The sequence below is a fragment of the Bacillus sp. NSP9.1 genome, assembly GCF_000465465.2.
GTDB lineage: Bacteria > Bacillota > Bacilli > Bacillales > Bacillaceae > Bacillus > Bacillus sonorensis_A.
The window spans coordinates 22,458-35,010 of record NZ_CP048273.1; the positions used below are offsets into that span (position 1 = coordinate 22,458).

The 12,553-nt window shown below is 46.3% G+C and carries 11 protein-coding genes; all 11 read right to left on the reverse strand.

Features of this window, described 5'->3' with window-relative positions:
• Nucleotides 1-19: 19 nt before the first annotated feature.
• The gene (locus tag M654_RS00140; protein ID WP_026589814.1) at nucleotides 20-283 is read right to left on the reverse strand and encodes an RNA-binding S4 domain-containing protein; all 264 of its coding nucleotides are present in this window, start codon (nucleotides 281-283) and stop codon (nucleotides 20-22) included.
• 3 nt (nucleotides 284-286) lie between these two features.
• Entirely contained in the window at nucleotides 287-1,759 is a 1,473-nt protein-coding gene (gene mazG, locus M654_RS00145) for a bifunctional methyltransferase/pyrophosphohydrolase YabN (protein ID WP_026589815.1), read from the reverse strand.
• Nucleotides 1,749-3,347 (reverse strand): putative polysaccharide biosynthesis protein, encoded by a 1,599-nt coding sequence (locus M654_RS00150; RefSeq protein WP_026589816.1) that lies wholly within the window; start codon nucleotides 3,345-3,347, stop codon nucleotides 1,749-1,751. The genes mazG and M654_RS00150 overlap by 11 nt, the downstream gene beginning before the upstream one ends.
• A 204-nt stretch (nucleotides 3,348-3,551) precedes the next feature.
• Entirely contained in the window at nucleotides 3,552-4,088 is a 537-nt protein-coding gene (gene spoVT / locus M654_RS00155; protein WP_026589817.1) for a stage V sporulation protein T, read from the reverse strand.
• 134 nt (nucleotides 4,089-4,222) lie between these two features.
• Complete coding sequence (gene mfd / locus M654_RS00160; protein ID WP_026589818.1) at nucleotides 4,223-7,756, reverse strand: transcription-repair coupling factor; 3,534 nt, start codon at nucleotides 7,754-7,756, stop codon at nucleotides 4,223-4,225.
• Nucleotides 7,757-7,821: 65 nt separating this feature from the next.
• Nucleotides 7,822-8,052 carry an anti-sigma-F factor Fin gene (locus M654_RS00165; protein WP_026589819.1) on the reverse strand — a complete coding sequence of 77 codons (231 nt, stop codon included), beginning with the start codon at nucleotides 8,050-8,052 and terminating at the stop codon, nucleotides 7,822-7,824.
• A gap of 57 nt (nucleotides 8,053-8,109) precedes the next feature.
• Entirely contained in the window at nucleotides 8,110-8,676 is a 567-nt protein-coding gene (pth, locus tag M654_RS00170; RefSeq protein ID WP_026589820.1) for an aminoacyl-tRNA hydrolase, read from the reverse strand.
• A gap of 116 nt (nucleotides 8,677-8,792) precedes the next feature.
• Nucleotides 8,793-9,419 carry a 50S ribosomal protein L25/general stress protein Ctc gene (locus M654_RS00175; RefSeq protein WP_026589821.1) on the reverse strand — a complete coding sequence of 209 codons (627 nt, stop codon included), beginning with the start codon at nucleotides 9,417-9,419 and terminating at the stop codon, nucleotides 8,793-8,795.
• An 80-nt stretch (nucleotides 9,420-9,499) separates the two neighbouring features.
• A complete protein-coding gene (locus M654_RS00180; RefSeq protein ID WP_026589822.1) occupies nucleotides 9,500-10,450 on the reverse strand; it encodes a ribose-phosphate diphosphokinase in 951 nt (316 codons plus the stop codon).
• Nucleotides 10,451-10,470: 20 nt separating this feature from the next.
• On the reverse strand, nucleotides 10,471-11,841 hold the full coding sequence (gene glmU / locus M654_RS00185) for a bifunctional UDP-N-acetylglucosamine diphosphorylase/glucosamine-1-phosphate N-acetyltransferase GlmU (protein ID WP_026589823.1): 1,371 nt from the start codon (nucleotides 11,839-11,841) through the stop codon (nucleotides 10,471-10,473).
• Between the two features lie 295 nt (nucleotides 11,842-12,136).
• The gene (gene spoVG / locus M654_RS00190) at nucleotides 12,137-12,430 is read right to left on the reverse strand and encodes a septation regulator SpoVG (RefSeq protein ID WP_003178198.1); all 294 of its coding nucleotides are present in this window, start codon (nucleotides 12,428-12,430) and stop codon (nucleotides 12,137-12,139) included.
• Between the last annotated feature and the right edge of the window lie 123 nt (nucleotides 12,431-12,553).

Sequence of the window (12,553 nt, forward strand, 5' to 3'; positions counted from 1 at the left end):
AGATTTTTTTAGAACAAGCCTATTCTCCTCCGAGTTTCTCTTCTTTCAGCACGGTGTACATATTGGCCGCCTCTTCTTTTTTTGTCGTGTCCTTCAAATCGTTAACTTTGACCGTGACAAGCTTTTGGCCGAAACGCACTTCAAGCTCGTCTCCCGCTTTGACGACAGAGCTTGCTTTTGCCTGCTGTCCGTTGATCGAGATCCTTCCCTGATCCGCTACCTCCTTGGCCAGTGTTCTTCTTTTAATCAATCTTGATACTTTTAGAAATTTATCAAGTCTCATCGTTCAGTTTCCCCTTTCCAATTCTTTCGCTTCATTCCAAAGTTCATCCATTTCCTCAAGCGTCATGCTTTCAAGGTCTTTCCCGGCGCGCTTCGCTTCTTGTTCAATATACGTGAACCGCCTGTAAAATTTGGCATTCGTCATCGTCAGTGCCTCTTCTGGTTCAATTTTGTAGTAACGGCCGATATTGACAAGAGCAAATAAAAGATCACCGAATTCTTCCTTTATTTTTTTACTGTTCGGTTCAGCTTCGGAGATTTCAAGCGAAAACTCTTTTATTTCTTCTTGAACCTTATCCCACATATCCTCAACGTCTGACCAGTCAAATCCGGTTTTGGCAGCTTTTTTTTGAAGCTTGTTCGCCTTTGCCAGAGCAGGCAGCGGCTTCGGAATGTCATCAAGGAGCGATGTCTCACCGGTCTGTTTTTCCCGCTTCTTGATCTCTTCCCAGTTTGCTATGACGTCCGCCTCATCGCGAACGGCAACGTCTCCAAAGACATGCGGATGCCTTCTGATCATCTTCTCGGTGACTCCGCGTATCACGTCATCAATTGCAAAAAAGCCTTCGTCCTCGCCGATCTGCGCATGCAGAAGGATTTGCAGCAGGACATCGCCAAGCTCTTCAACAAGATGATCCGGATCGTCTTCATCGATGGCTTCCAGCACTTCATAGCACTCTTCTATCAAGTATTTCTTCAGTGATTGATGGGTTTGTTTCTGATCCCAAGGGCAGCCGTTCGGCCCGCGCAGCTCCCTGATAACACGGCGGAACATCGAAAACTCCTGATAAAGTATCGCGTCATCTTTAACAGGCGGGACGTAGACGCTTGTCAAGTTATTGATGCCAAGGCTCCTGTCCAGCTCATAAAGAGGCACTTTCCTGACCTCTTCCATGCTGCTGCCCGCTGCTGTTACGATCACGACCTCATAGTCGTCAGGCAGCTTTTCCATCAATGTCAGCTTCACTTCTGAAGCGGTTATCTGATCATAGACCTGACAAATAATGAGATGATGGCGAAGTTCGACTTCGTCTGCGGAGAACTGGACGGCATCTACAAATTGAAAGCCTTCAATCGGATCGATCTCCAAGGCGTTAAATGTCGCGTCAAGAAAGCTGTGGCCTCCCTCCACCTCTACTTCTGTATGGTGCATATGCTGTCTTTCAAGCAACAGCTGCACCGTTTTTTCCGCTACGAACGGGTGGCCCGGCACGGCGTAAAGCACATCCCGCTCCTCTGCCTCGCGAAAAAGCCTTGCAACGATTTCATCGTAAACCTCATCAAATTGATCATGCTTTTCATAGACCTCATCAAAAAAATGAATGGTCGGAATTTCTTTTCTCAGCTCTTCTATTAATGGATGGTCCTTCGTCCGGACATATAAAACCTCAGCCTGTGTAAGACGCTTGTAGACGCCGAGGGTTAATTGGGTCATATCGCCTGCCCCGAGACCGACAACTGTTATTTTACGAGCCATTCCTGCCGCCCCTTTCTCGTTTGAATGTAAGGAGCTTGCTTCCAAAAGGCACAAGCTCGAGTTCTTTCTCTGAAAACACGCGTAATTTGAATATACAGTATAAATAGACCGCACCGCCGATCAAAACGGCACTGAGGCTTTCGGCAGCCGACAGCCACCTGCTTGACTGGGTGATCACCGCTTCAAACACATAAAGCCAGACCGCTAAGACCGCCGACATGATAAAGGCTGAAAGCAGAATGCCGGTGATTCTGTATTGAGACAGCTTAATCCAGCCCTTTCTTCGCAGCTGGATCAGATTGAGCCCGGCGACAGCCGCAAATGAGACCACCGTGGCCAACGCTGCTCCGGATATACCGAAAGGAGGGATCAGGGCGCAGTTCATAACAGCTTTCAGCAAAAATCCGCTGCAAACGGAGACAGCCGGAAAAAACGTGTCCCCGAGGCCTTGCAAAACAGCGGTCATCGTCATAGCAACCGATGCAAAAAAAATCGAAATACTGAAAATTTGCAGGACAGCCGTCCCTTCACTGTTTTTGAACAGCATGACATTAACCGGCTCCAAAATGCACATGAGGCCTGTCGCCGCACCGGCACCGATCATAAAGCTGATTTTAATTGAAGACTGCACCTTTTCCCGGGCAGCCTCGCTTTCCCGCTGTTTTTTCGCTTTCGTAAGGGACGGGACGAGAGCCGTCGCAATACTGGCAGCAAAGACAGTTCCCAATTGCAGCAGCGGCTGTCCTCTGTCATATACACCTTTTATATGTTTCGCCTGGAGTTCATCCATTCCCTGCCCGGTTAAAAGCGAATATAAATTCAGCGCGTCGACAAGCTGGATCAGAATCAGCATGAGGCTGGCAGCGCAGATCGTTGCCGTGTAAAGACAAAGCTGTTTCACAATGGTTTTCGTCTCAACACCAGCCTTAGCCGTGACAACGACTCCGGTCCTCTCTCTTTTTGTCCAACATATCGCCAGGATCAAAAACGCCGCAAGGCCGCCGATCAATGAGCCAAAAGCCGCTCCTGCGCCGGCTTCATATAGCGAGTGTCCGTTCTTTACCAGCCACCATGTCAGGATAAGGATGGCCGCAACGCGAAGCAGCTGCTCCCCGATTTGCGAAAATGCCGTCGGCAGCATCAGCTCGCTCCCTTGAAAATAGCCTCTGAAAAATGAGACGAAGGGCAGCAGCAAATAAGAAAACGAAACGGCGCGAATAACCGGACCAAGTTCCGCATCCCCCATCAGGCCTGCGATCGACTCCGCTCCGACAAACAGCAGCAGAAAAAAGACAAGGCCGACACCAGACACAAACAGCATGGACACCCGGAGGATTTTCCCGCGGCCTTCCGGTCCATAGTCATTCAAAAGCTTTGAAATGATGACCGGAAAGCCTGATGTCGCTAGCAGTACAGAGATCCCAATCATCGGATACACCTGCTGAAAAATATAAAAACCGACATCTCCCACAATATTTTGAAAAGGCACTCTATATACAGCGCTTAATATTTTTGATAAAATCCCCGCCAATGACAGCACAAAGGCACCTTGCCAAAGCAGCCGTCCTCGGCTGTTGAAAAAGCCCATTTTGCAAGCTCCTTTCAATGCGCTCACCTTATAAAAAAGCGCACGAAACGTGCTTATTATACCATATAGAGAGCCGGTTCCCGCGCTTTAAACTCCTCAACTAAAAAAAGAACAGCCCAAAAAGGGTGCTGTTCCATCATCGCAAGCGGGTTCGACATTCCTGCTTTAGAGGGAGCAGGAATGTCAAAATAAAAGGAATGAGACCTATTGTTCCATTTGACGAGCCAGAAAACCGGCCGCCGTTTCGACTGCTTTATGTTCGACTTCACCAATCGACTGGTCTTTCGAAAAAATTACGACGGCTCCGATCGGATCGCCGTTTGCAACAATCGGTCCAACCGTATAAGAAGCGACTTCTTCGTCAATGCCGTCAATCAGCTGGATGGTCTTCGCATCCCCGTCCAATACAGAGTTGCGCTGATCCATCGCTTTTTCTACCAGATCGCTGATCGATTTATTTAAGTAGTCTTTTTTAGAGCTTCCGGAAACCGCGATATACACATCCCGGTCGCAAATCAGCACGGAATGCCCTAAACTGTCATAAAGCGCGTCCGCATATTCCTTGGCGAAATCACCAAGCTCGCTGATGGGAGAATATTTTTTTAAAATAACCTCCCCGTCCCGATCCACAAATATTTCCAATGGGTCCCCCTCGCGAATGCGCAAGGTTCTTCGGATTTCCTTCGGGATTACGACCCGGCCTAAATCATCAATCCGACGTACGATACCAGTTGCTTTCATCTCTGCTGCCTCTCTTTCATTTGATGATATATCTGGTGGATGTAACAGAGCTGTGTCCTTGAAACACTCTCCACTCTTGATTGATTTTAGTATCCTTCACATCAAATGTAATATACGTGAGAAACAGCAAAATTTTACGATGAAGCGATTGTTTGTTTTTTGACGTCTTGCAAGCCTTTCAAAATCTCAAGAAGCGTCTCCAGCCATTCTTCCGGCTTCCGGTTTTTAATTTGAATCGAGATTTTTAGTTTTTTCCCTTCCATTCCGAGGCCGATCTGTCTGCCATATTTGCTGCCGAGCTCAAACAGCTTTTGTCCATCGATGGCAGAGCTTGCCTGTTCATCAATCGTCAGCATGACGGCGTCCTTATCCTGCTTGATCAGCTCTACTCGCTCTCTGATCGCATATACCTTCATTTCTGCGATGGCAAATAAGTACTCGACTTCTTTCGGGTATTCGCCGAAGCGATCGATCATCTCATCCTGAAGCTCGCTCTTTTCTTCAATTGTCGCGACGGACCTGAACCGTTTATACATATCTATTTTTTGTTTCCCGTCGGTGACATAGGTTTGCGGAATATACGCGTCAATCTCCAAATCGATTTCCGGCTCAAATTTTTCAACCTGCGGCACATCACCCTTGCGCGCTTCAATCGCTTCCTTGAGCATTTGCGAATATAAATCAAAACCGACGGAATCGATAAACCCGTGCTGCTGTGCACCCAGAAGGTTTCCGGCGCCGCGAATCGTCAAGTCGCGCATCGCGATTTTAAACCCTGACCCCAGTTCTGTGAACTCTTTAATAGCCTGAAGCCTTTTTTCCGCCACTTCCGTGAGGACTTTGTCTTTGCGGTACGTAAAATAGGCGTACGCCACCCGATTGGAGCGTCCGACGCGGCCCCTCAGCTGATACAGCTGGGAAAGTCCCATTTTGTCGGCATCAAACACGATCAACGTATTGACGTTTGGAATATCAACGCCCGTCTCAATAATCGTCGTACTGACAAGAACATCCGATTCTCCTTCTAAAAAGTTCAACATGACGGATTCAAGCTCGTTTTCCGTCATTTTCCCATGAGCATACGTCACCTTGGCATCAGGCACAAGCATTGAAATTTCTTCGGCTTTTCTTTCAATGTCCTCTACCCGGTTGTATAGGAAGTACACCTGGCCGCCTCTGGCCAGCTCCCGTTCAATCGCTTCTCTCACCAGTGCTCCATTGTATTCGACAACATACGTCTGCACAGGAAAGCGATTTTCCGGCGGAGTTTCAATGACTGACAAATCCCTGACACCGAGCATGGACATATGAAGGGTTCGCGGTATCGGAGTCGCCGTCAACGTCAAGACGTCGACATTCGCTTTAATGCGTTTAATCTTTTCCTTGTGTGTCACACCGAACCTTTGTTCTTCATCGATAATAAGCAAGCCCAGATCTTTGTATACAACATCCTTTGACAAAAGCCGATGGGTTCCGATGACAATATCAATCGTGCCGTTTTTCAAGCCTTTAATCGTTTCATTCGCTTCCTTTCTCGTGCGGAAGCGGCTGAGCAGACCGATGTTAATCGGGTAGTCCTGGAAGCGCTCCTGTATCGTCTCATAATGCTGCTGAGCCAAAATCGTCGTCGGAACAAGGAGCGCGACCTGTTTTCCGTCAGCAATCGCTTTAAATGCAGCTCGTATCGCCACCTCTGTCTTGCCGTATCCGACATCGCCGCAAAGCAGACGATCCATTGGACGCGGTTTCTCCATATCTTTTTTAATTTCATGAATCGATCTCAGCTGATCCTCTGTTTCCTGGTATGGAAAAGCAGCTTCAAATTCGCGCTGCATTTCATGATCGGGAGAAAATGCATACCCTTTGCTTGCTTCCCTTTCGGCATAGAGCTTAATCAAGTCATCGGCGATATCCTGAACAGAGGTTTCAACCTTTTTCTTGACCCGCTTCCATTCGCTTCCTCCCAGTTTATACAGCTTCGGTTCTTTTCCTTCTGAACCGACATATTTTTGGACCTGGTCAATCTGGTCAACGGGCACGTACAGCTTATCGCTTCCCTGGTAATGAATATTGAGGTAATCCTTGTGGATGCCGTTGATTTCCAGTGTTTCGATGCCTAAGTATTTTCCGATTCCATGATTGACGTGGACGACATAATCACCGACCTGCAATTCTGAGTAGCTTTTGATTCTTTCTGCATTGGTCAGTTTTTGCTTGCGCGCCTGCTTTTTTACGCGCTTTTTAAACAGCTCTTCTTCGGTGATGACGGCCAGCTTCATCAGCGGGAGCTCGAAGCCCGATTGAAGGCTGCCCTCCATAACGTAAATTTGGCCTTGGGCAAGGCCTGTATTACGGTCGGCTTGGGCAGCTTCTATTTCATAATCCGATAGAACAGAAGCAAGCTTGTCAACGCGTTCCTGGCTGTCCCCGAGAAAAACCGTCGTATACTTGGATTTCCTGAACCGTTCAATTTCATTTTTGAGCACATTCATCTGTCCGTGAAAGTTCTGCATTTGTTTGCTTGATACATTCACGATGTTTTGCGGACTTGTATGCTGAACATGCCTTAAAAACAGCGAATAGTATAAAATCGGGCGAGACTGTTTCGAAATGAATTGATGAAAAGGGAATGACATCGATATATCATGAAGAATATTGCCCTCTTCGAGAAGACTCGTCATCCATTCAGCTTCTTCTTTTTGCAGCTGATCTTCCATTTCATGAATACGGCTGATTTCATCCAATATCAGCAAAGTATGGTTTGGAAAATAATCTAGCAAACTAGCAGGCTTCTCATAGAAATAAGAAAGGTATTTGACCATTTCCTGGCCAATGTTTCCTTCCGCCAGCCTCTCTTTATCCTCTTCTATATTTTGATGGAGGATTTCTTTCTGTTTATCAAGCTTCAGTTTCTTGAGGCTGTCGGCAAGACCTTTTTCTATTTGTTCAAGCGCTCTTTTCCGGTCTTCATCCCGGACGATCAGCTCCTTGGCCGGACCGATCTTCACTTGCTCGCGCGTCTCAAGAGACCGTTGATCATCCGTATTAAAAATGCGAATCGAATCGATCTCGGTGTCAAACAGTTCAATGCGGATCGGGTTTTCCTCAGTCAATGAGTAGACATCGATAATGCCCCCGCGAATACTGAACTCGCCTGGAGCCGCGACCATATCCGTACGCTCATATCCGATTTGAACCAGCGTCTGAATCAGCTTTTCCGGGTCGATTTCCCTTCCGGTTTCAAGGTGAACCTGACTATTTCTCCATACTTCCACAGGGGGCAGCATTCTTCTCACGGCTGCAGCGGGAGCAACTATGATCGGAGATTCTCCGCTTGCCAGCCTATTTAAAACATCGAGCCTTTGCGAGCGCAGCTCAGGGCTTGCAACCGCTATCTCGGACGAAATCAACTCATTTACAGGATACAAAAGGACAGGCTGATCTTTTATCAGCCCTGTTAAATCATCTGTAATTTTTTGAGCCTGATAAAGGTTATGTGTAATTAAAAACAACGGCCGTCCAGATTCTTTTGAAAGAGCGGCTGTAAACAGCGCCCGGGCTGATCCGGAGAGCCCCGCAAGCAGCTGCTCCTTCAGCCCTTCGTTTAAACCGTTGACGATGGATTTAAAATCATCGCTTTCTGTAATGTATGATTGAATATTGTTCAAATGAGCCCCTCCTCTCTTCCTCAAATAGAAAAATGCTTTGGTCTAGTCTCTACACCAAAGCTTTTTTATTGAATAAATGACTGATATTGATGATAATCCGGATTTCGTTCCAGCGCTTCCTGGCAATCTTCACATATCGTCCTGATGTGTAAATCCCCATTATCCTTATAAGAAATCATATCGTTTCTTTCCTCATTTGTTAAGTGGTCAAAGCCCAATTGCGCGCTATTGACATAAGAATGATCAAGACTTCCTACTTTTACGCCGCAATGGCGGCAGTAATAATGCAAAGCCATAAAGGAACCTCCCATAGCCAGTCTTTTTACGACTAGTATGTTCTGATCCCGTGCCGCTTATACCTTTGCATTAAATTCATTCATGACTTCTAAAAAAGGTTTTTCCAAAGAAGCTTCACAGGCCTTGGCCGATTGTTTGACGGCCTCTTGTATCGCCGGCTCTTCTTCATCTGTAAAAGCGCCAAGCACATAGTCGACGATTTTCATGCCGTTGACCGGACGGCCGATTCCGATTCTGATCCGGTTAAACTCCGCTGTTCCCAGATGCTGAATCATCGATTTGATGCCGTTATGGCCTCCTGCGCTTCCTTTTGTCCTCAGACGGATTTTTCCGGTCGGAAGATCCAAATCATCATAGATCACCTTCATGTTCTCAACAGGGATTTCGTAATAATCCAGAAGCGGCCTCAAGCATTCTCCCGATAAGTTCATATATGTAAGCGGCTTAACAAGTAGAACCTTTTTGCCGGAAACAAATCCAATTCCGTATTGACCGTTGAACTTTGTTTTATCAAGCGGAATGCTCCACTCTTTTGAGAGCTCGTCGATCGTCATAAAACCTACATTGTGTCTCGTATTTTCATATGTTTTACCCGGATTGCCCAATCCTGCAAACACAAGCATTATTCTATATCCTCCCTTAAGCAAAACCCTGCCTCAGCATACCGAGGGGGAGCATCCTAATTTCCCCTCATTCTAGCACAAAAGACGTAACCGCGGGAGGATTACGTCTTACGTATTTATTCTTCTTTTTCCTCTTCAGTGCCTTTTTCTGGTTCCTCAACGTCTTGTGCGGCTGATTCGGCTTCCGTTTCTTCCTGCTTTTGAGGAGGAAGAATGGATGCAACAACTTCATCAGGCTCATGGTTGTATGAATAATCACCTTTGGACGGAATATCGCCGACGGTTAGAACATCGTTGACTTCGAGACTGGAAATATCGACGTCGATCGTTTGCGGAATGTTCTTCGGCTTTGCTGTGACAGACAGCTCGTAAAGCGGCTGCTGAAGAACACCGCCCTGTTTGATGCCCTCTGCTTCACCCGTAAGGTTTACAGGGACCGTCGCCTCCATTTCCGCTTCCATATCAACCACTTTAAAATCGGCATGGACGATTGAATCTTTTAACGGATCCGTCTGCAGCTCAGTCACCATAACAGAGTGCTGATCACCGTTTATATCCAAGTTGATAATCGTATTTTTGCCCTCAGCGCGCAAGATTTTTAAAAGCTCGATACTGTCTAACGCTACGGATTTGTTCTCCAGATTTCTTCCGTAAATGACACCCGGCACATACCCGGATTGCCGAATTCTTCTTAAAGAAGACCGTCTGGAATCCGTTCTTTCTTCCGCTTTTAAAATTGCCATATTCAGCACCATCCTATCGTTAGATTGGTCTTTCTAAAACCATACCCATAACGACAAAACTTTAAACCAGAATGAGCAAATTAATCGAACAGGAAGCTGACAGATTGTTTTTCATGCACACGAATAATCGCTTCCGCCAACAGCGGCGCGACAGAAAGCTGTTTAAACTTCGCAATTTTCTTTTCTTCAGGAAGCTCAATGCTGTTGGTCACAACGAGCTCTTTAATTTTGGAATTGTCGATTCTTTCGATCGCCGGACCGGAAAGAACCGGATGTGTACAGCATGCATACACTTCCTCTGCGCCGCTTTCGACGAGCGCATTGGCCGCAAGCGTAATCGTTCCTGCAGTATCGATAATATCATCGATTAAAATGGCTGTTTTTCCTTCAATATGTCCGATGATATTCATAACCTCGGCTACATTCGGCTTAGGTCGGCGTTTGTCGATAATCGCAATCGGCGCTTTCAAGCGGTCCGCCAATTTGCGGGCACGTGTCACACCGCCGTGGTCAGGAGACACGATCACGACATCCTTGAAATTTTTCTCTTCAAAATAATTTCCTAAAATCGGAACACCCATTAAATGGTCGATCGGGATATCGAAGAAACCTTGAATTTGCGGAGCGTGCAGGTCAAGAGCGATCACCCGGGTAGCGCCGGCTGTTTCAAGCAGGTTGGCCACGAGTTTTGCGGTAATCGGCTCGCGGGAACGGGCTTTACGGTCCTGACGGGCATAGCCGTAATAAGGCATCACGATATTAATCGTTTTCGCCGAAGCGCGTTTCAGCGCATCCACCATGATCAAAAGCTCCATGATGTGCTCGTTCACCGGCGCGCTTGTCGATTGGATGACATAGCAGTCGCAGCCGCGGATGCTTTCTTCGATATTGATTTGAACCTCACCGTCGCTAAAGCGTTTAACAGAACTCTTTCCAAGCTCAACTCCGACGCTATCCGCGATTTCCTTCGCAAGACCCGGATTTGAGTTTAAAGAAAAAATCTTCAAATTGTCGTCTTCATATTTAGACATGGTAAACCTCCGATTTAGGATTATTTTTTGTGTATGTTCTCAACGTAGTCTTCTTTGTTGACTTGTCTTGCCCTTGCAATAGACAAAGCCCGGCCGGGTACATCATCGGTAATTGTTGAACCCGCCGCTACGTAAGCGCCCTCGCCGATTGTTACAGGAGCAACCAAGTTGGAGTTGCAGCCAACAAAAGCTCCGTCCTCAATTTTCGTTTTAAACTTATTTTCCCCGTCATAATTAACGGTAATCGAACCGCAGCCGAGATTGACATCCGATCCAATTTCCGCGTCCCCTATGTAACTTAAATGAGATGCTTTGCTGCGATCTCCGAATTGCGACTTTTTCACTTCTACGAAATTGCCGATTCTTACTTCATTGCCGATTTTAGAGTCAGGTCTGATATGAGCAAACGGCCCGATCGTCACATCGTCGCCGACTTCGCTGTCCACGACAACGGACTGTTTAATAACGGTCCGGCTCCCGATCGTACAGTTTTCCAGCTCGCTGTTTTGTCCGATCATCGTGTCTTCACCGATGACAACTCTGCCCTTGATCACCGTTCCAGGATAAATCACGGTATCCCGGCCGATGACGGCTTCCGGTGAAATGTATGTGTTGGCTGGATCGATTAAGCTGACGCCATTTTGCATATGGCGTTTGTTGATGCGCTGCTTCATATAAGCTTCAGCTTGAGACAGAGCTACCCTGTCATTGACTCCGAGCGTTTCTTGGAAGTTATCAGTCTGATAAGCGGCAACAGTCTCCCCTTGATTTTTCAAGATTTCAATCACATCAGGAAGATAATATTCCCCTTGGACATTATCATTGGACACCTGCTCGATCGTCTGGAAAAGAGCTTCATTATCAAAGCAGTAGGTTCCTGTGTTGATTTCTTTGACAAGGCGTTCCTCAGCTGTTGCGTCTTTATGTTCGACAATTTTTGCAACATCGCCGCTTTCGTTGCGTATGATGCGTCCATAGCCTGTCGGATCTTCCGCAAGTGCTGTTAAAATCGTAACCTTGGCTGCTTTCTCCTGATGCTCACGGAGCATGGCTTCCATTGTTTCCGCTGTTAAAAGCGGAGTATCTCCGCAAATGACGATCGTCGTTCCTTTTTCGCCTGCAAGAATCGATTTAGCTTGCTTGACAGCATGTGCCGTACCGAGCTGTTCAGCTTGAAGAGCATATTCACTCTTTTCCCCGAGCTGTTTTTTGACATCTTCTGCACCATGTCCGACAATTGTAACCAACTTTTCCAATGACAGCTTGCGGGCTTCATCGACAACATGTTCGACCATCGGCTTTCCGCAAACAGGATGAAGCACTTTATATAACTTTGATTTCATTCTCGTTCCTTGACCAGCTGCTAATACAACTGCAAACCGCTTATCCATGTATTGGCCTCCATTATCCCTATTATCCATAGAAAAATATATCCTAAATATGAGCTGATTTCAAGCAAGCCAAAAAAGGAAATCAGCAAATCAAGACGACAAATTTTAGACTTTCTGGGATATTTATGGGATCATATCTTTCGGCTAAGTCTCTGTTCTTTTAGTGAACTAAGCTGCCCGGGCTTCATTTTCACCCATTTACTGATATATGCACGGATAAACCATATATTGTCATTTTATTATCATATCATCATTTTTTGCAAAACAAAAAGGGCTTTCTATAAGCCCTTCTTTTTTAAGAAGCTCCCGCTTCTTCATATTCTATTTCCTCAACGTCACCCAAACGATGATATTCATTTAACACCGCGTCCTGAATTTTTCCGCGGGTGCTTGAGTTGATTGGATGAGCGATATCACGAAACTCTCCATCAGGTGTACGCTTACTTGGCATCGCAACGAAAAGACCATTGTTTCCATCAATTACACGAATGTCATGCACTACAAATTCGTGATCCAGCGTGATGGATGCAATCGCTCTCATGCGACCATCGGTATTCACGCGGCGTAATCTTACGTCGGTAACTTCCACAGTAGTTCACCACCTTTTCCCAATATAAAAACATTAGTGTAATTATTCAACGGTTTTTTTTGTTTTCCTGCATAACCCTAAAATATTTTTGTAATATTGGGATAAAAACACACTGAATTGTCA

Bases quoted from the DNA above. Each gene is read 5' to 3' on its own strand.
- spoVT (WP_026589817.1), bottom strand. From the start codon at position 4,088: ATGAAAGCAACTGGTATCGTACGTCGGATTGATGATTTAGGCCGGGTC.
- M654_RS00180 (WP_026589822.1), bottom strand. From the start codon at position 10,450: ATGTCTAAATATGAAGACGACAATTTGAAGATTTTTTCTTTAAACTCA.
- mazG (WP_026589815.1), bottom strand. From the start codon at position 1,759: ATGGCTCGTAAAATAACAGTTGTCGGTCTCGGGGCAGGCGATATGACC.
- pth (WP_026589820.1), bottom strand. From the start codon at position 8,676: ATGCTTGTGTTTGCAGGATTGGGCAATCCGGGTAAAACATATGAAAAT.
- M654_RS00140 (WP_026589814.1), bottom strand. From the start codon at position 283: ATGAGACTTGATAAATTTCTAAAAGTATCAAGATTGATTAAAAGAAGA.
- M654_RS00175 (WP_026589821.1), bottom strand. From the start codon at position 9,419: ATGGCAATTTTAAAAGCGGAAGAAAGAACGGATTCCAGACGGTCTTCT.
- M654_RS00165 (WP_026589819.1), bottom strand. From the start codon at position 8,052: ATGGCTTTGCATTATTACTGCCGCCATTGCGGCGTAAAAGTAGGAAGT.
- glmU (WP_026589823.1), bottom strand. From the start codon at position 11,841: ATGGATAAGCGGTTTGCAGTTGTATTAGCAGCTGGTCAAGGAACGAGA.
- M654_RS00150 (WP_026589816.1), bottom strand. From the start codon at position 3,347: ATGGGCTTTTTCAACAGCCGAGGACGGCTGCTTTGGCAAGGTGCCTTT.